At 67.1% G+C, this 19,471-nt stretch carries 12 protein-coding genes; 1 reads left to right on the top strand and 11 read right to left on the bottom strand.

Features of this window, described 5'->3' with window-relative positions; all coding sequences use genetic code 11:
• Positions 1-51 precede the first annotated feature (51 nt).
• The 4 genes from ccoS to VNM24_11520 all read right to left on the bottom strand — a co-directional run bounded on the left by ccoS (position 52) and on the right by VNM24_11520 (position 4,568).
• A complete protein-coding gene (gene ccoS, locus VNM24_11535) occupies positions 52-228 on the bottom strand; it encodes a cbb3-type cytochrome oxidase assembly protein CcoS (protein ID HWQ39219.1) in 177 nt (58 codons plus the stop codon).
• A 54-nt stretch (positions 229-282) separates the two neighbouring features.
• Entirely contained in the window at positions 283-2,769 is a 2,487-nt protein-coding gene (locus tag VNM24_11530; protein HWQ39218.1) for a heavy metal translocating P-type ATPase, read from the bottom strand.
• A 60-nt stretch (positions 2,770-2,829) separates the two neighbouring features.
• Positions 2,830-3,033, bottom strand: a complete 204-nt coding sequence (locus tag VNM24_11525) for a DUF2892 domain-containing protein (GenBank protein ID HWQ39217.1) — start codon at positions 3,031-3,033, stop codon at positions 2,830-2,832.
• A 149-nt stretch (positions 3,034-3,182) separates the two neighbouring features.
• The gene (locus tag VNM24_11520) at positions 3,183-4,568 is read right to left on the bottom strand and encodes an MFS transporter (protein HWQ39216.1); all 1,386 of its coding nucleotides are present in this window, start codon (positions 4,566-4,568) and stop codon (positions 3,183-3,185) included.
• A gap of 276 nt (positions 4,569-4,844) precedes the next feature.
• On the opposite strand from VNM24_11520, the gene VNM24_11515 reads away from it, so the two are divergent.
• Positions 4,845-5,312, top strand: coding sequence for a universal stress protein (locus tag VNM24_11515; protein ID HWQ39215.1), 468 nt, complete (start codon positions 4,845-4,847; stop codon positions 5,310-5,312).
• A gap of 23 nt (positions 5,313-5,335) precedes the next feature.
• Here VNM24_11515 and VNM24_11510 read toward each other — a convergent pair whose 3' ends face one another.
• From VNM24_11510 to VNM24_11480, 7 genes are all read right to left on the bottom strand, one after another.
• The gene (locus VNM24_11510) at positions 5,336-6,271 is read right to left on the bottom strand and encodes an aldolase/citrate lyase family protein (protein ID HWQ39214.1); all 936 of its coding nucleotides are present in this window, start codon (positions 6,269-6,271) and stop codon (positions 5,336-5,338) included.
• Positions 6,272-6,382: 111 nt separating this feature from the next.
• On the bottom strand, positions 6,383-7,888 hold the full coding sequence (glnA, locus tag VNM24_11505) for a type I glutamate--ammonia ligase (GenBank protein ID HWQ39213.1): 1,506 nt from the start codon (positions 7,886-7,888) through the stop codon (positions 6,383-6,385).
• A 116-nt stretch (positions 7,889-8,004) separates the two neighbouring features.
• Complete coding sequence (gene pbpC / locus VNM24_11500) at positions 8,005-10,185, bottom strand: penicillin-binding protein 1C (protein ID HWQ39212.1); 2,181 nt, start codon at positions 10,183-10,185, stop codon at positions 8,005-8,007.
• 89 nt (positions 10,186-10,274) lie between these two features.
• Positions 10,275-16,118, bottom strand: coding sequence for an MG2 domain-containing protein (locus VNM24_11495; protein HWQ39211.1), 5,844 nt, complete (start codon positions 16,116-16,118; stop codon positions 10,275-10,277).
• A 284-nt stretch (positions 16,119-16,402) separates the two neighbouring features.
• A complete protein-coding gene (locus tag VNM24_11490) occupies positions 16,403-16,804 on the bottom strand; it encodes a surface-adhesin E family protein (GenBank protein ID HWQ39210.1) in 402 nt (133 codons plus the stop codon).
• Positions 16,805-16,847: 43 nt separating this feature from the next.
• Entirely contained in the window at positions 16,848-17,438 is a 591-nt protein-coding gene (locus VNM24_11485) for an NAD(P)H-dependent oxidoreductase (GenBank protein HWQ39209.1), read from the bottom strand.
• Between the two features lie 212 nt (positions 17,439-17,650).
• Positions 17,651-19,378: an EAL domain-containing protein gene (locus tag VNM24_11480; protein ID HWQ39208.1), complete on the bottom strand. Its 1,728-nt coding sequence runs from the start codon at positions 19,376-19,378 to the stop codon at positions 17,651-17,653.
• Between the last annotated feature and the right edge of the window lie 93 nt (positions 19,379-19,471).

The raw sequence follows: 19,471 nt of genomic DNA, 5'->3' as shown, positions 1-19,471 counted from the left end.
ATGGCGGGAGACGCAGCAGCGGGCCTGGAGGAAACCCCGGTCCGCCGCATCTCAGTGCGCTTGATCTCGGTCCGCGGTTTCTCGTTGCCTGTCGTCATCGTCCAGGATCCGGTGCGCCGGCCCTTCGAGGTCGTCGAACTGGCCGCTTCGCACCGACCAGAGGAACGCCGCGCCGATCGCGAAGGCCAGCGCGACCGAGAGCGGAACCAGCAGATAGAGGATGTCCATGAGGCGGGAGACGTGAAGAGCCGAAATCGTTCTCGTGGCTGCAAGCACCGGGCTTCAGTCGCCAAACGCGAGCAAGGGATGCTTCCTGCCCGGCCTCGCCAGACGCAGCGCGTTGAGCACCACGAGCATCGAGCTCCCCGCCATGCCGATCCCCGCGATCCAGGGCGTGACAGAGCCCGTGACCGCCAGCGGGATCGCCACGACGTTGTACGCCATCGCCCAGCCGAGGTTCTGCCGGACGATGCGAAGCGTGCGCCGCGCGTACTGCATGCCTTGCGCCAGGTCCAGCAAGCGGCCGGAAAGCAGCACCATGTCGGCCGCGCCCTGCGCCAAGGCAGCGCCGCTCATCAATGCAATGGAGACCTGGGCCTGTGCCAGCACCGGTGCGTCGTTCACGCCGTCGCCTACCATCGCCACGGTGGCCCCCTCGGCTTGCAGCGCCTTGACGAAAGCCTGCTTGTCTTGCGGTGATTGCGCGGCCTTCCACTCGTCGATGCCCACCGTTCGCGCCGTTGCGCGCACCGAAGACTGCGCATCGCCCGACAGCAGAAACACCCGGGCGCCGAGCGAACGGACGCGCTGCACGAAAGCGGCCGCATCCGGCCTCAGTGCGTCCGAAAAGCCGAACGCCGCGATGGGACCCTCCTCGTCCCCCAGCCACACGCTTTGCTCTCCGGCCTCCGGTGCCGGCACTCCGGTCGAATCCCCGGCAAGTTCGGCGACAAAGCGGGCATTGCCCACGCGCAGCCTGCGGCCGGCCACCACGCCTTCCACGCCGTGTCCGGGCGCACTGCGAAGCTGGGTCGCCGCCGGCGCATCGCGCGCCACGGCGCAGATCGCCCGCGCCAACGGATGTTCCGATGAGCGCTCCAGGGCGCCTGCGAGCATCAAGGCTTCTTCGCGCGAACCGCGCAGCAGCCGCACGTTCTGCAACACCGGATGCCCGACGGTCAAGGTCCCGGTCTTGTCCAGAACGAAGCAGTCGGCGCGCGCCAGCACTTCCAGCGCATGCCCGCGCGTGACGAGCAGCCCGCGCCGCGCCATCTCGCTGGTCGCCACCGCGAGTGCCATCGGCGTGGCAAGCGCCAGGGCGCAGGGACAGGTCACGACCAGCACGGCGATCACGACCGGGGCCGCCTGCCGCGCATCGTGCAACAGCCACCAGAGTCCGGCGGCCAGGGCGGTCGCGAGCACGCCCGCCGTGAAACGCACGGCCACGCGATCGGCGATTTCCTGCAGGCGTGGCCGCGCGTGGGCGGCCCGCTCCGTGAGACGCACGATCGCGGACAGGATCGTCTGCTCGCCGACCCGCTCCACCCGCACCACCACCGGGTGAGCGCGATTGACCGCGCCGCCCACGACCGAGTCGCCTTCGTGCTTGCGCACCGGGCGGCTCTCTCCGGTGAGCAGCGACTCGTCGGTTTCGGTATCGCCCTGCTCGATCCGCCCGTCGGCGGGAAAAGTCTCGCCGGGGCGCACCAGCACATGATCGCCCGCGACGAGCGAGCCCGCGCCGACCGTCTCGAAGTTCAGGCAAAGAGGAAAATTGAGCAGCCGGTTCGCCACCGCGGGCGCGGCACGGGCCAGCGCTTCGAGGTACGCGGCCGCCTTCTGCCGGGCGCGCAGTTCCAGATAGCGCGCGCCGAGCAGCAGAAAGACGAACATCGTCAGCGAATCGAAGTAGACCTCGCCGGCGCCCGCCAGGGTGGATCGAACGCTCGCCAGGAAGGCGACCGCGATCGCGGCCGCCACCGGCACGTCCATGCCGAGCCGGCGCGCGCGCAGATCCCGCCACGCCGCGGAGAAAAAGCCGCTCGCGGAATAGAACACGACCGGCACGGTGAGCACGAGGCTCGCCCAGCGCATCAGCGACGACACGTCCGACGGCATGCTGCCCGCGGAAGCGATGTAGGCCGGCACCGCGTACATCATCACCTGCATCATGGCGAGGGCGGCGATCGCCAGCCGCGCCAGCAGGCCTCTGGACTCCCTCTTCTGCGCCGCCTCGAGCGCGCACGCGTCGTAGGGATGCGCCCGGTAGCCGATCGCCCGGATCGAAGCAAGGATGGCCGACAGCGAAGTCAGGCGCGCATCCCAGCGCACCGTTGCGCGGCGCGTGGCGTAGTTGATGTGCACTGCCTTGACCCCGGGCTGCCGGCACAGATGGGATTCGTTGAGCCAGATGCAGGCCGGACAAGTGATGCCCTCGAGAATCAGGGCTGCTTCGCGCTCGTGCTCGGCCGGTTCGGCGACGAATCCGGCCTGCACTTCCGGATTGTCGAAGACGCGCGGGTCGCCGACGATGTCGGGCAGCGCTTCGCGCGGCGACTCGGGAAAGCGGTCGCGCTTCTCATAATAGCTCTCCAGGCCGGAGCCCACGATCGCGCCGGCCACGGCCGCGCACCCGGCACAACACATGTCGCGCGCGCGCCCTCCGATCACGACGCGGTGGCGCGCCCCGGCCGGTACCGGCAGGCCGCAGTGGTAACAACTCGCTGCATGCGCCCGTACCCGCTGCAGTGTTGGCGAATCCGTCGTCATCAGGAAGAGTCTATGTCCTGATCTCCTTCCTTTCTTTCTGTCTTGGGAGCGCTCGGCCCGTCAGCGCGAAGCCTTCGCGCCGCAGGTGTTCATTCCCAGGAGCGAGTAGGCCGGGCACCAGCGCAGCAGCCCGGTGGCGAGCGGCACGATGCCGATGAGGCCCCACCAGCGCGCGTTGCCTTCGACCCAAAGGATCATGCTGAGCAGGACCAGGCCGATGATGATCCGGATCATGCGATCCGCGTTGCCGACGTTAACGGTCATTTCCGAACCCTCCTCTCGAAAGAACGATCGTGGCCGGAATCCCGGCACACACCCAGGCGAAGGGTAGACGAGGACCGACACGGGCCGCTTGACTTGCGTCAAGCCGGGCCGATTCGCGGGCTTGCACCCGCGGACCGGCCCGCAGGGCCCTACCGTTGCGGGACGCCCGCCCCTGCTGCAGCCGCCGGCGCACGCTGCGTTCGCGGCAGCAGGATGATGATCAACGCCCCGAGCAGCGCCACGCCCGCCAAGGCGTAGAACGCGGCTTCGGTATGGCCGCCCGTCGCGGTGCGGATGCGGCCGATCAGATCGGGGCCGAAGTGGCCACCCAGGTTGCCCACCGAGTTGATCCAGGCGATGCCGGCGGCGGCGGCGGTGCTGGACAAGAACGCGGTGGGCAAGGACCAGAAGGTCGCCACCCACGACAGGATTCCGGCAGTGACCAGCGTCAACGCGATGATGGATGGAATCGGAGCATGACCGACCGCGGTCAGCGCGAGCAGGCCGGCCATCGCCACCAGCAGGCCACCGGCCGCGTGCCAGCGCCGCTCTGCGGTGCGGTCGGAGTGCGCGCCCCACAGCACCATCGACACCGCCGCTACACCCCAGGGAATCATGCTGAGCAGGCCGACTTTCAGGAAGTCGTTCTTCTGGATGCCCAGTTCCGAAATGATGGTCGGCATCCAGAAGTTCACGGCGTAGAAGCCCACCACGCCGCAGAAGTACACGACCGACAGCGCCCAGACCCGCAGATCGCGGAAGGCATCGATGAAGCTGTGGCGCTGGCCGAGATCCTTCTTGGCGTTGTCGTCCTCCGCCACCAGATGCAGCACCATGTCCTTCTCCCGCTCGGTCAGCCAGCGCGCGCTCTTGGGGCCGTTGGGCAGCAGCACGAATACCAGCGCGCCGATGAGGACCGAGGGTATCCCTTCGAGCAGGAACAGCCACTGCCAGCCGCGCCAGCCGTTGGCTCCGTCCATGTACTGCATGATCGCGCCGGAAACCGGTGAGCCGATCACATTGGAGATCGCGATCGCGGTCATGAACAGCGCAACCATCTTGGCGCGGCGCGGACCCGGGAACCAGTAGGTGAGATACAGAATGATGCCCGGGAAGAATCCGGCTTCGGCCACGCCGAGCAGGAAGCGCAGGAAGTAGAACGTGAACTCGGCGTCCGTCAGATTGAACCAGCCGGCGACGGGCCCCCAATGAAAATGATGGGTGAACATGAACGCGGAGGAGATGATTCCCCAGGTGATCATGATGCGAGCGATCCACACCCGCGCGCCCACCCGCTCCAGAATCACGTTGCTCGGCACCTCGAAGATGAAGTAACCGATGAAAAAGACGCCGGCCCCGAAGCCGTAGACCGCGTCGCTGAACTGCAGGTCGGGCGCCATCTGCAGCTTGGCGAAACCGACGTTGACGCGGTCGAGAAAGGCGACGATGTAGCAGATGAACAGAAACGGGATCAGGCGCCAGGCGACCTTGTCGAAAGTCGCCTTGACGAACTCAGGCGAATAGTTCGCAGCCAATTGGTGGTCCTCCTTGAAGTTTTTATCGCCCCTTGTGCAGTCCTGGCCGGGTGCGGCGGGGAGCCAGTCGTGGTTCTGATGGGCGGACGCATTCTAGCAGACGCGCTTCGCAACGCCGGCACGCGCCTGCAGTCCGGCGCGCGAGCAGGCTCGCGGGGACCGTCCACTGACTGGAGCGCCTTTTGATCCGGATCAGAGCCGCTCGCCGGCGAGCCTCTATAATGCGCGGGCAGCCAAGACGCCATCTCAAACTGTCAGCCCTCAGGAGGCAACGGCATGCGAACGATACTTGTCCCGGTCGACGGCTCGACCTGTTCCGACCGCGCGGTCGAAGAAGTCGTGAAGCGGGCGAAATCGGCGGAGCAGCTCGACGTGCATCTGCTCAACGTGCAGCCCCGGATCTTTCCGGAAGAGGCCATGGTGTATCTCGACGCCGCCAAGATCGACACCTACTACTACGAACAGGGCGGCAAGGCTCTCGCTTCCGCGGAGCAGCGCCTGCGCAAGGCGGGGATCAACTACACGGCCCACCGCGCCACCGGGCCGGTGGCCGAGACGATCGTCGCCAAGGCGCGCGAGCTGCGCGCCGACGAAATCCTGATGGGCACGCGCGGCCATGGCCGGGTGGCGAGCATGCTGCTCGGATCGGTCGCCAGCAAGGTGCTGCATCTGTCGCCGGTGCCGGTGACCCTGGTGCGCGACGAACCGCCCGTCGACTTCAGCGGTCGGCTGCAGGCGACCTGACGAGCCGGCCGGCGGATCGCGCGTCAGCGTCCGGCGGCTTTCTTGCCGCTGCGCACCGCTTCTTCGATCTCGCCCGGCGTGCCGGAGACGACGAGGTAGCGGAAACCCTCCTTCACACGCTTCTCGATATTGCCCCTGTTGACCAGGATCCCGCAGGGCACGTCGAACTCCTTGCAGGCGGCCAGTACCTGCTGAACCGCCTTCTCGGTTTCCGGATGGTCCATCTGCCCGGGATAGCCGAGCGAAGTCGACAGGTCGTTCGGGCCGATGAACACCGCGCCGATACCCTTCACTTCGCGCAGGATGGCACGGGCGTTCCTGACGCCCTCCGCGCTCTCGATCATGGCGATGGCGGCGATTTCCCCCTTCGGGTCGAGCGGCCAGGTATCGGCGCGCTCGAAATATTCCGCCACCGGGATCCCCCAGTAGCGCGCGGCGTTGGCCGGCGCGACACCGCGCTCACCCGGTGGATCGTTGTCGGCCGCGCCCGCCTTCTGCGGATAGCGTGAATTCGCGACCAGCGCTCTGGCTTCCTCGACGTTGCGGATGTGCGGCGACATCAGTCCCATCGCGCCCAGGTCCAGCACCTGCTTGATGACCCACTGGTTGCGCTCCCCGCCGTTGGACGGAATCCGCGCCAGCGGCGTGACGTTGGGTTGCAGGTTTCCCTTTTTCAGGATCTGGGCCTTGTCCACCATGAACTGGAGGAAGGTGCGCAGCTGCGTGAAGTCGGCGGGGCCGTGCTCGGTATCGAAGATCACGAAGTCGAGATCCGAAGCGGCGTAGTAGAGCGCACCGTCGGCGTCGCGGAACCGGGCGAAGCTTCCAAACGCCGGTTTGCCGCTCTCCCACAACTCGATCATCCGGTTGAGCCGCACGGTCTGAGCGGCCGCGTCATTGACCGGGACGGCCAGCAAGATGGCCGTCGCGCACGCGACAAGCAGGCAACGCTGGATCACTGTTTCCTCCCCCTGTGACATTTTTCAACGGGCCGGATGATCGCCGTGACCCGCTTCATTTTCCTGGCTTCGTCCGCGCGCGGAGCACGCCTCGCGGGCGCTAACGCGCAATCATACGTCGAAGTAGAGGTAAAACTCCCACGGGTGCGGACGCAGGCGCACGGGGTCGACTTCGCGGCGGCGCTTGTACTCGATCCAGGTCTGGATCACGTCGTCGGTGAATACATCGCCCTTCTTCAGGAAGCCGTGGTCGTCCTCCAGCGCCTTCAGCGACTCCTCCAGCGAGCCCGGAACCTGGCGTACCTTTCTCGCTTCCTCGGGAGGAAGATCGTAGATGTTCTTGTCCAGCGGGTCGCCCGGATCGATCCGGTTCTGGATCCCGTCCAGGCCGGCCATGAGCATCGCGGCAAACGCGAGATAGGCGTTCGCCGACGGATCGGGGCAGCGGAATTCCACGCGCTTGGCGGTCGGAGCATCCGAATACATCGGAATGCGCGCGGCCGCGGAACGGTTGCGCTGGGACATCGCCAGATTCACCGGCGCTTCGTAGCCGGGAACCAGGCGCTTGTAGGAGTTGGTGGTCGGCGCGCAGAACGCCATCAGCGCGGGGGCGTGCTGCAGCAGACCTCCGATATACCAGCGGCACAACTGGGACGTCAGCGCCCAGCCTTTGGGGTCGAAGAACAGGTTCGATTCGTCTTTCCAAAGGCTCTGGTGACAGTGCATGCCGCTCGCGTTGTCGCCGAAGATCGGCTTGGGCATGAAGGTCGCCACCTTGCCGTGCTTGCGCGCCACGTTCTTGCACACGTACTTGTAGACCATGACGTTGTCGGCCATGCGCACGAGCGTGGCGAAGCGCATGTCGATCTCGTTTTGTCCCGCGGTGGCGACTTCGTGGTGATGGACCTCGACCTGGATGCCGGCCTGCATCAGCGCCAGCACGATCTCCGAGCGGATGTCCTGCAGCGTATCGTGCGGCGGCACCGGGAAATAACCTTCCTTGTAGCGCGGCTTGTAGCCGAGGTTGCCGCCGCCGAAGGCACCTTCGTCCCGGCCGGAGTTCCATTCGCCCTCGGCCGACTCCACGTAGTAGTAGCCGCTGTGCTGGTCCTGTCCGAAACGGATCGAATCGAAAATGAAGAATTCGAGCTCCGGTCCGAAGTAGCACGTGGTCGCGATCCCGGTGCCCCGCAGATAGGTCTCGGCTTTCTTCGCCACGTAGCGCGGATCGCGGGAGTAGGGCTGCCCGAGCACCGGGTCGACCACGTCGCAGATCATCGACAGCGTGGGCACTTCGCACACCGGATCGACAAAGGCGGTGGACGGGTCGGGCTTGAGCAACATGTCGGATTCGTGGATTTCCTGGAAACCGCGGATCGAGGAGCCGTCGAATCCGATGCCGTCCTCGAACAGGCTGTCGTTGATTTCCGGCAGGGTGATCGAGAAGTGCTGCCAGAGCCCCGGCAGATCGGTAAATTTGAGATCGACGATCTGGATGCGGTTGCGCTCGATCATCGCCACGACATCGGCCCGTGTCTCGGGCCGCTCGACCCGGAAACTTCCGGGCTGGACCGCGACTTGGGATTGATCCCGTTGTAATAGCGTCTGACTTGGCATGGCTCCTCCTTGTCTGCGGACAGGGCGCAGAGCCCTCTCGTATAAACATAGCCCCCGGCTTCCAAAAGACAAGCTTTCCTTGGAGACGTTATTCGGCAGCCCGCGCGGTCGAGGGCTCAGGGCTCAGCGCGCCGGCGCGCGGTGTCTTCCTGCCGGGGGAGGTCGCCGCGGACTTCGAAGTGGACGCGATCGACCTCGTTGCCGGCCGGATCGAGCAGCACCAACTGGTGTGTGCCGGGACGCGGACGCCACCACGCGGGCTCGGTGCGAATCTCCTCGTCACCCAGACGCCAGGCGTACCCCGGCCGTTCCGGGCGGATCACGAAGCGCACGCGCTGCACCGCGGCCGGAATATCCGGGTCCAGCGCGATCAGGGTGCCGTTGCCCGGGTAAGCGATCGCCACCCGCATCGACTCGGGCGACTTGGCGGCCACTCGCGTGAGCTCGGTGCCCGCGAGGAACAGTTCCCGGCGCGGCGGCTCGAGGTCCTGCTCGAAGCGAACCTGGCGCGCCGCGACGGTCGTCGGGGAGGCCGGTTGGAGCGAGGGGGAATGGCGATGGAGAAAGTTCACCACTTCCAGCCAGATCGGCGCCGCGCCGGTCACGCCCGACACGTCGCGCATCGGACTGCCGTCGAAATTGCCCACCCACACCGCCACCGTGTAGCGCTCCGTGAATCCGACGCACCAGTTGTCGCGCATGTCCTTGCTGGTGCCGGTCTTCACCGCGGCCCAGTGCCGGCCGGCCAACGGGCTGTCCAGCCCGAAGGTCGGGCTGCGCGCCAGCCGATCGGCCAGGATGTCGGCGATCACATAGGACGCACCCGAATCCGCCACGGCGAAAGGCCGCGCCTTGCCCTTTTCCAGCATGAGCGGCGACCAGCGACCGCCGTTGGCGAGCGCACGATAGGCGTTGGCCAACTGCCAGAGGCTGACCTCTGCCGATCCGAGCGCCAGCGAATAGCCGTAGAAGTCGCCCTCTTCGGTGATGTCCGAAAAACCGAGGGCACGTAGGCGCTCGACAAAAGCATCGGTGCCCACCAGCATCAGCGCGCGCACCGCGGGCACGTTGAGCGAAGCGGACAGCGCCGTACGCACGCTCACGGTCCCCTTGAACTCGCGGTCGTAGTTCTGCGGGACGTACAGGCCGGTGGGCGTGACCAAATTGACCGGCGAATCTTCCATCAGCGAAGCGGCGGTGAGCAGCCGCCGCTCGATCGCCAGTTGGTACAGGAAAGGCTTTAGGGTGGATCCTGCCTGGCGTGGAGCACGCACGCCGTCGACATAGAACGCGCTGGCGCCGTTGCCGGCATTGCCGACATAGGCCAGGACTTCTCCGCTGCGGTTGTCCGCCACCAGCACGGCGGCGTCGCCCACCGAGCGATGCGCCAGGTCGGCGAGCTGGCGCTGCACGGTCTCGAGCGCGAAACGCTGCAGGGATGCGTCGAGCGTCGATTGCACCCGGGGCCGCTCTTTCGAGAGCAGCGCCCGCGCCACGTGGGGCGCCAGCTCCACCGTCGGGCGCACCACCGGGCGCACGCCGAGGGCTTCATGAGCGGCCGCGGTCAGGCGCGCACACGGGATCGTCGATTGCATTGCGGCGGCGATCGCGCAGGCGCGCCGGCCCGCCTGCTCGGGTGCCGCGTTCGGGCCGCGCAGCAGCGCCGCCAGCAACAATCCCTCGGCCTCCGTGATGCCAGACGGGTCCTTTCCGAACAGCCCGTTGGCGGCGGCGGCGATCCCCTGCAGTTCCCCGCGAAAAGTGGACAGATTGAGATAGGCCTCCAGGATCTGCCGCTTGCTCCAGGCTTTCTCCAGCGCTTGGGCCGCTTTGATCTGGTTCCATTTTTGGCCGAGCGAGCGCTGGCCGGCCCTGGGTCTCAACGCCGGATCGAGCTGGGCGGCCAGCTGCATGGAGATGGTGGAGGCGCCGCGCATTTTGGAGAACAGCGTATCCAGCGCTGCGTCGCTCAGCGCCAGCCAGTCCACGCCCGCATGGCGATGAAAACGCCTGTCTTCCGCTCGCACGATTGCCTCGATCGCGGCCGGAGAGATGCGCTCCAGCGCGACCCAGTCGAGCCGCCGGCCGCGATCGTTCACGCGCAGCCCATGGATCGGTTCCCCGTGACGGTCGAGCAGGACGCCTTCGGTGCTTTTCCAGCCGCCCTTCGCCTGCTCAAAGGAAGGGATAGCCGCGGGCAGGTCGCTGGCCGCGAGCAGCAGCGCAAGCAGGGGCGAACGCGTGATGAGAAGCCACCACCGGCGCCGCAAGCCGATGTGCGCGACGAGGCACGTCATGCGCGAGAGAATCCGCCCGCGCCGATTCGCTGCGCGTGCCTGTCGTGCTTTGCTGCCGCTGCTCCGCCTCACGCCTCTTGCTTTCCGCCTCACGGGCCCACGGTCAGCGGCGCGTTTGGCACCATCGCGTACATCTCCGGCGCATACATCGCCTCCACCCGCGTAGGCGGCAGCTGGTAGCGCCCGGCGTTGTTCAGCCGCACCGTGTACTCGACCGCCCATGCACCTTTGGGCACGAAGCGGTAGTAGGCCCGGAAAGCCTCGAAAGTCCGCTCTTCGAACGCCGGCCAGACCAAACCGGTGCCCCGGTCCTCGGAAGCCAGGATCTGCGAGTCCCCGCCGATGCCCCGGCCCAGGATCGTCGCCCCGGCGGGAAGCGGATCCTCCACCGCCACCCAGGTCACGTCGGACTGGGCCTCGATCTCCAGGCGCACACGCACCGTGTCGCCCCGGGAAAGCGCGCCAGGCTGGCGCGTGGTCACGGGCGAGACGGTTCTCTTCACCTGGAAACCGCTGGCCTGCGGGGCGGCGAGCGGCACCGCGGCCCGGCTCTGGACCGTGACCCACGGTTTGCCGCCGCCCTCGTGCGTGATGGTCAGCCCGCCTTCGGTACGCGGCCAGCCGAGATCGAGCGCTCCACCCTGCGCATTGTTCGACCAGTCGACCACGCCCGTCTCGCCGGCCAGCGTGGCAGTCGTGGTGCCCGACACCGTGTCCTGCTCGAACCGGGCGGAGAATTTCTCCATGGCCAGCACGCCCCAGGCGTTGGCCACGGTGGTGTTCCAGCGTCCTTGTTGCTGGCGATTCAAAGTGCCGCGCACCAGCCGCGGAATGTCTTCGCGCCAGCCTTCGTGATCGAGGAAGGCGAGCAGCACGCGGTTGGCGTTGACATCGCCGGAGACCATCAGCCACCACAGATAGTCGCTGCGCTCGGTGGCGAATCCCATCGTCGTGCCCTGGAAGTTCAGCCGCGAGCGCAGGATCTGCTCGGCCTGCGCGAGCCACTGGCTGCGCTGCGGCCACTGGTTGCGGCTGAGCGCGCCGTACCAGTCGATCACCGCCGAGGTGGGCCAGAGGTCGGGCTCGATGGCGATGGTCGAGAGCAGCGAGGCATCCACGGGCTGGCTGCGCGACAGCGCTTCCAGCGCGGCAAGCTTCCGGATCGTGAGGTCGGCGGTGGGCAAGGGCGAGTCGCGCAGCACCCGCCCCTCGATGAAGCCGCGCAGCCCGGCGCTCATGCGCTCCCGCGCCGTGTCCGGAACCGGCCAGCCGGCCTCGTGCGCGATCGCCAGCACATAGGCGGTCAGCGTATCGCTGCCCAGACGCTCCTGCGCGAAATACTTCGCCAGCCCGTCGCGATCCAGGTAAGCGGGCAGCTCCTTCATCGCGCGCGACCAGAGTTCGGCGTCGCGCAGCGCGACCGCGCGCGAGATCTTCTGCTCGAGGCAGGTGTAGGCGTAGCGCTGCATGTACTCGCGCACCGCGCCCAGCTCGTCGCCCAGCCTGGGCCGCAAGCCGATACGCACACCCCCGCGCGCGGGCAGCGCGTTCGCCGGGGGCACCACCAGAACCGCGAGGCTGTCCTCGAGCTGCATGAGCGAAGCGTGCAGGGTCGCGACCGGCACCGCTTCGGCCACGCGTTGCGAAGCGCGCAGCCGGTCGCCGGACGCCGCACCGGCCGCGTCGCGCTCGGTCGCGCTGACTTCCCAGTCCAGCGACTTGGGCCCGGCCGGCACCACGACCTCCCAGAGCACTTCGCGCGCTTCGCCCGCCTTCAGCATCACATCGGCGGCTGGCAGCAACCTGTTGTTCATCCTGGCGACGAGGTTGACGTTCATCTCGCGCGCAGCGGCGTTGCGCAGGGTGAAGCGCGCCTCGAAGCGGTCGCCCTCGCGCACCACCGGCGGCAGGCCGGAGAGGATCTGCAAGTCCTGGGTGGTATGCAGCTTCGCCTGCCCGGTACCGAACTGGCCCGCTCCCGCGTCCGCGACAGCCACCACGCGAAACGCGGTCAGCGAATCGTTGAGTGGCACTTCGATGGTGGCGTTGCCCTTGGCATCCACCGGCACCCGCGCCTTCCACAGCAGCAGCGTGTCGAACAGTTCGCGCGCCGCCTCGCGCCCTCCACCGCCGCCTTGCGCGAGGGCCTTGCGGCCGTAGTGACGCTTGCCGACCACTTGCATGGAGGCGGTGGAAGTCTGCACCTCGGTGCCGCGCGGGCGCATCATGGCTTCCAGCAGTTTCCAGGAATCGTTCGGCAGCAGTTCCAGCAGCCCTTCGTCCACCACCGCCACAGCGACCTCGGCTCCCGCGGCCGGCTTGCCGCCCGCTTTCTGCGTGACCCGCAGCGCGACCTTCGCCTTCTCGCGCACCTTGTAGGCGTCGCGCTCGGGCTTGACCTGGACGTTGAGCTCGTGGGCGCGCCAGCCGACTTCAACCTCCGTCGTGCCCATCCGGAACGCGGGTTTGCCCAGATCCACCAGCGCCGTGGGCTTGACATCGCCGAGGCGGCCGCGCACCACCAGGACGGACACGAAGACGTTGGGCGCGTAATGGGCCTTCAGCGGCAGCCTGACGACCGGGCTCGTGCCCGAGAGTGGCTGCACGTACGAATCGAGCACGCCTTCGCGCTCCACGGTGATCAGCGCGGTCGCCTCGCGGAACGGCATGCGGACCTGCAGTTGCGCGGACTCTCCGGGCTCGTAGCGCTTGCGCTCGGCAATGACGTCGATGCGATCGTCGCTGGATACGTCGAACCACCACTGCCCTTCTCCCGCGATCCAGGCCGAAGCGTTGGCGTACGCGACATTGCCGGCGCCGTCGCGCGCCTGCGCGAGCACGATCACGTTGCCCGACACCTGCGGCGCAACGGTGCAGAACACCCGCCCGCGCGCGTCGGACACGCCCTCGCAGCCGCCCGCGATTCTCTCGATCCGCGCACCGCTCTCGAAACCGTAGAAGCCGCCGACCAGCCGCTTGCGGTGCGCGAACGGCTGGCGCAGGTACAGCTCGGCCCTGAGCTTGTGCCCTTTGATCGGTCTGCCATTGAGATCGAGCACGACCATCTGGAACTTCAACTGTTCCTTCGATCGCGCCCATGCATCCGGCTTGATGCCGACGACCAGCCGCGCAGGCCACAAGGGCACGCGAGTCGCCACGGTCAGGATCTCACCGTTGGGATCGGTGTACTCCATCTCCGCAGCCAGTTCCTGCGGCTGGTCGGTCGGGGGCAGCCCGCCCAGTCTCACGCGCGCGCTGCCCGCCGCGTCGAGCTGCAGCGACTGTGCCCTGAGCGGTCGCGCACCGTCCCGGGGCGCCGCAACCGGTTCTTCTTCGTCGACCTCGACCGACTCGAAGTCGATCGCGTCCCACTCGGACGGTGTGCGCTCGATGCCGGGCGCTACGCGCCCGTTGGCGAATACGAAACCCTCGAACGCGGGGAAGCTCACGGCGCGCGGGCGCACCACGCCGCGCACCTTCACCGGCGCGCCGGACGCCGCGCCGCCGGCGAGGTAGCGCAGATGCAGATCGAGATCGACCGCTTGAGCCCGCACTTGCGGCTGCTTCGGCCCGCTGAGCTGCGCCTTCATGAGCGGAACGCGGAATTCCTCGACGCGGAAAGTGCCGGAAAGACGGGTGGCCGGCCCGCGGCCCGGGCGCGTGTCGAGCGTGTCGGTCATGAGCACGTGGTACACGCCCTTCTTCGCCGCGGCCGGAATGGTCCAGGTGCTTTCCGCGATGTTGCGCGCATCCCATTTCAGCGCCAGTTCGTACTTCTCGTCGCTGCCCACGTGCTGGATCAGCGCCTTCTTCGGCAGCTGGTCGACCGGCGCGTAGGCAAAGCCCTTCGGGGTATGGCGGCGGTAATAGTGCTTCATCCCGACGGTTTCGCCGGCGCGCAGCAGCGTACGGTCGAACACGGTGGTGGCGATGAACGGCCCCTGCCAGCTGCCGCTGCGCAGGTTGAAGCGCCAGTTGGCGATGCCTTCGTTCCAGTTGGAGAACACCAGCCCGAGATCCTCGCCCAGGCGCGCGGAGGCCACGAGCTGCCGGTCCCAGTTTTCCAGGCAGGCCGGCAGGCGCTCCGGTTCGGGCAGCAGCGCGCCGATGCGCGCGCGTCCGAGCGCGTCGGTCTCGCCGCGGAAGTAAACCTTTCCGGCGCAGTCCTGTACCGCCACCAGCGCCTTGGGCACCGGCTTGCCGCTGTCCAGCGCGGTCACCCACACCAGCGAAGACTCCCGTCCCCATTTCAGGTGCACCGAGAGGTTGGTGACCAGCGCGGCAGCCTGCACGTAGTACGGCTTGTTTTTCTCCCCGAGCAGCGCCGCACCCAGACGGGGGCTGGCCAGCTCCACGACGTAGAAACCGGGGCGCTTGAGCGCGATGCCCACCACTTCGAACGCGCGCGCGCCCTGCGGCTTGGGCACATGAATGCGCCGGGTCTTGTCCTGGTCTCCGAAGATGCTCTTCTCGCCCACCCGATACTCGGCGATGTTCTCCTGGGCCTTGTCGTCCCAGCGCCAGCGGTCGTGCTCGAACTCGCGCAGCTTGCGCATCCAGCGCACGATCGCCATCACGTCTCCGTCGGCGATGCGCGAATAGGCGCCCGGCACGACTGCGCCTTCTTCGCCTCGTGCGGACTCGAGCTGTTTGCGCAACCAGTTGATGGCCTGGTCGGCGCGATCGGCGCTCTGCGCCCGTGCGTCTTCCTGCCTGCCGATCTTGACCGTGCGCGCTTCGACCATGGCCTCCAGATTGCGCAGCGTGACCGGCAGCAGGCCGTCCCCATTGAGCTCGACGATCCCGAAGCGGCCGGCGAACTTGGCGAGCGGCGGATGCTCGTCGGTACGCACGGTCAACGGGAAGCGCCGCTGGTTCGCCAGCCGGCGGCCGGCGTCATCGGTCAGGTCGGAGGGCAACTCGAGGGTGTACTGGGCGCGCTCCGCAAACGGACCGTTGAACGTCACGCCCTCGACATAGGCGCCGCCGGCCTGTGCGTCGGGGAGGCTCGGGCGGATCACCGTGCCGGCGCCCTTGAGCACGATTCTCTCGGCGGCACTGCGCGCCACCGGCGCGGTGAACAAGAGGCGCATCGGCAAGATGGGCAGGCAGTGCGCATCCTTGGTTGCGCGCTGGCAGGAGAACTTCGCCTCGAAGCTTTCCCGCACGCGCCAGGCGATGACCTGGTCCTGCGAGGTCGCAACCCCCGACTGCGATTCGATGCCCGCGCTCCAGACCAGACGCACCTGGGCATCGTTGGGCAGCCGGCGCTGGCAGCGCAGCGCCAGGATGGGCGAGCGCTCGTCGTCGATCGGCAATCCGGCTGAGCGCGCGCCGCGCCTGACCGACTGCAGATACCGTCCGATGAAATCCTTGCGCGCCTCGAGCAGCGTCCGGCGCTGCTCGCCCTCGATCAATTCGACCGGCACGCGTTCGGTAACGCCCTGCACATCGCAAAAGGCATTGGCTGCCACCGTTTCCTTGCGGGCGGACGCGTCCAGTCCGAGGATGAAGATCTGCTCCTCGTCCACTGTCGCGCCTTCCCCGGGCAGCGTCTGCAGGATCGCCGGGCCGCCGCTGGAGAATGCAAAAGGTTCGGCGCGCTCCACCGCTTCGCCGTCCAGCGCCGCCAGGTCAGGGCGCAGCGTGAACGTACAACGCACGCCCCCCGGCAGATCGTGCTCGAAGTCGTAGACCCAGTGGCGCGGATCCGCCCAGCGCGACGTGCCGGGTACCGGGCAGTCGATCTCGAACGGCGCCGGAAGCCGCGGGTCCCCCAGCGCCACCATCGGTGCAGAGAACCGGGCGGTGACCTGGCGTACCCCCTTGACCTCGCCCTGGGGCGCAAAGGACTCGACCTTCGCGCCCCACGCCGCAGCGTTCCACAAGGCCGCAGCCAGCGCGGTGACCAGGCAGAAGAGGGTGCCTCGCAACTTGTGTCCTCCGATCGAAGCAGGGCCGGCCATGCGGCGGGAGGCTTCCCGGCGCTGCCCGGGAAGCTCCGCGGTCGTGCGCCAGCTATGCAAATGGCGTATGCTGCGCGCGTTCGAGACGGGCGGTGTCGTTGCACGACACGCCCGCGTTCGGGAGCTGGCGCAGTCCTTCGTGGGCGGCGCTTTGCGGGGCGCTGTGTCCCGCCCTCCCCGGCAGATTTCTGCTCCCGGCACTCCTCCCTTGTGTCGGGACCACCGGCCGCCGAAAGGCGGCCGTTTTTTTGTCAACTTCCGGTCCTGCGGCAGACGTAGTCGAGCGTGGCTTCGCCATGCGAGTTGGGCCGCACCTCCTCCCACGTGCGCTGCCTCATGCGCCCGGACGACCAGACCACCTCCCCGTTGTCTCCGATCATGTCGATCTGCACGACCCGGTTGATGCGCCGGCCGCAATCGATCTCCACCGTCCCCACCGTCTCCTTGAAGGACGTCTTGTGACCGCCGAAATTCTCGGTGAGCGTATGGGTATAGACGCCGCGCTTGAGGAAACGCACCGTCTCGCGGTCGACTTCGATCGAATCGATGTCGACATAGAACCTGGCCTCGGTGTCCGCACCTACCTCCACCCAGTTCTCGGCGTGAGCGAGCGCGGCGAATGCCAGCAAGGCGAGCATCGTGGGCAATCGCATGAGTGCCTCCTTGGCTGTTCCGGCGCAACGATACCGCAGGAACTCAAGACGCGCGAGACGTCGGGTAAAGGGCACGGACGTAGCGTACGGCTTCGGCACCTAGCGCCTCGATGGCGGCCTGCTGTTTCTCGTCCTTCAGCCGCCCGGCCTCGTCGAAAGCTTCGGCGGCACGCGCGACACCGATCTGCGTGGGCACGACGACCATTCCCAGATACAGCAGCAGCGAGCGCACCAGCGTCTGACTGCGCAGCGCGGCCAGCGCGCCGGGAGAGGCCGACATCACCGCCGCGATCTTGCCTTTGAACGCCATCAACGGAGTATCGCCCGGTTCCTGGCGCGAGGCCCAGTCGATCGCGTTCTTCAGTACCGCCGGGTACTGGGAGTTGTATTCGGGCGTCGAGAGCAGCACGCCGTGGTGGTCGATCAACAAGCTCTTGAAGGTCCTGGCGTTCGGCGGCAACCCCTGCTCGCGCTCGATATCGCCGTCGTAGATCGGCATGGGCAGATCGCGCAAATCGAGCAGCGTCACCTCGGCGCCGGCCGCGCGGGCGCCCTCCGCGGCGATGCGCACCAGCTTCTTGTTGAACGAGCCGGCGCGCAGGCTGCCGGCAAACGCGAGGATTCTGGGAGTCACTTCGGGTCTCTCATGCCCGGCAAGACCCCGACAACCTCAAGAGCGAAACGCGAAGGCACGAACAAGGCACCGGACAAGAGTCGAATCCGGAAATTTCGACGCAAAGAGCACGACCAGTACGCCGATGGCTTCACCGTGCGTCGGACTCGAGTTGCCGCCAAGTCTTTGTTGCTTTCCGTGTCTTGCAGTTTCGCTCTTCGGCCTGCGCAGCTCTAGACCCGGACTGCGCGGCGGGCGAACTGCGCGAAGTCTTCGGCCGGCATCGGCTGTCCGAACATGTAGCCCTGCGCATAGTGGCAGCCGTAGGCGTTCAAAAACGCCAGTTGCGCTTCGGTCTCCACGCCCTCGGCAGTGACCTTCATTCCGAGGCTGCGCGCCAGCGTGATGATGGCGCGCACGATCGCCGCGTCGTTGGGGTCCGAGGAAATATCGCGCACGAAGGACTGATCGACCTTGAGCACGTCTAGTGGCAGGCGCTTGAGATAGGAAAGGCTGGAGTAGCCGGTGCCGAAGTCGTCGATCGAGATCTGCACGCCGAACTGCTTCAGCCGTTCGAGCGCGACCACCGAGGCTTCGGCATCGTGCATGACCGCGCTTTCGGTCAACTCGATCTCGAGCAGATAAGCCGGCACTCGCGTCTCCGACAAGACGCTGACTACCAGATCGGCCAGGTCGGACTGCTGGAACTGGCGCGCCGAGACGTTGACCGCAACCGGCATTGTCCAGCCGCCGTCCTGCCATTGGCGGATCTGACGACACACCGTGCGCAGCACCCATTCGCCGATCTGCCCGACCATGCCGGAGTCTTCCGCCACCGGCACGAAGCGCGACGGCCCCACCATGCCGAGCTTGGGATGGAACCAGCGGATCAGCGCTTCCGCGCCGATCACCTCGCGCGTGGCGAGGTCGATCTTGGGTTGGTAGACGACGCGGAACTCCTCGCGCTGCAGCGCCTGGCGCAGCCCGCCCTCCATGAGCAGACGCTCCTGGACCTTGTCGTTGATTTCGCGGGTAAAGAACTGGTAGTGGTTGCGCCCAGTAGCCTTGGCCCGGTACATCGCCGCGTCGGCGTGCTTGATCAGTTCGTCCACGGTCCGTGCATCGTCGGGATAAAGGCTGATTCCCACCGAGGCGGACACGAACAGTTCCTGCCCATCGCCGGGGAAAGGCCTGGACAGCGCGGCGAGCAGTTTGTCGGCGAACGCCGAGAGCCCCTGCACGGCGGTGACGTTGGGCAGCACGATGGTGAATTCGTCTCCGCCCACCCGCGCCACCGTGTCGCCCTCCCGGCACGCCTTTTTCAGGCGCTCCGCAGCCTGCTTGAGCACTGCGTCGCCCACGTAATGCCCGAGCGTCTCGTTGACCACCTTGAAGCGGTCCAGGTCCACGTGCATGACAGCCACCCGCGCGCTGTTGCGCGAGACCTGCGCGCACGCCTGCGCCAGCCGGTCGTGCATCAAGAAACGGTTCGGCAGGCCGGTCAGCACGTCGTAGTTCGCCAGATACTGCGCGCGCTCCTCCGCGCGCTTGCGCTCGGTGATGTCGCGCGAGGTCAACACGATTCCGCGCACGCCGGGATGCTCGAGCAGGTTGTTGCCCAGCGCTTCGAGCCAGATCCAGGAACCGTCGGCGTGGCGGAAGCGCAGCTCGATGGGTGGAGGCATTTCGCCGCGCGCGAGGGATTCGAATGCCTCCCGGGCGCGCTGCGCATCCTTGGGATGCACGGTATCGAACGGCATTTTTCCGAGCAGCGAACCGGGCGGATAACCCAGAATGCGCGAGGCCGCCGGAGATTCGTACACCGTCACGCCTGATGCGTCGTGGATCGTGATGATGTCGAAAGAATTTTGAACGAGCGCGCGGAACCACGCGTCGCTGCCCTGCAAGGACTGCGCAGGCGCAGGCCGCTTGAGCACCCGCTCAAATGGGTTGACCTTCAAGAGATCCTTCCCCCAAATCGCTGCCGGACCGCCGCCAGCGGCTTTTCTTGTGGCTGATCTTAAGAATTCGTTGTTATTGTCTGTTTTGCAGGG

The organism is Burkholderiales bacterium, assembly GCA_035560005.1.
In the GTDB taxonomy this organism is placed as follows: domain Bacteria; phylum Pseudomonadota; class Gammaproteobacteria; order Burkholderiales; family Eutrophovitaceae; genus DASRFY01.
The sequence above is the reverse complement of the archived record's forward strand: the minus strand, read 5'-3'. Positions and strand labels throughout refer to the sequence as shown.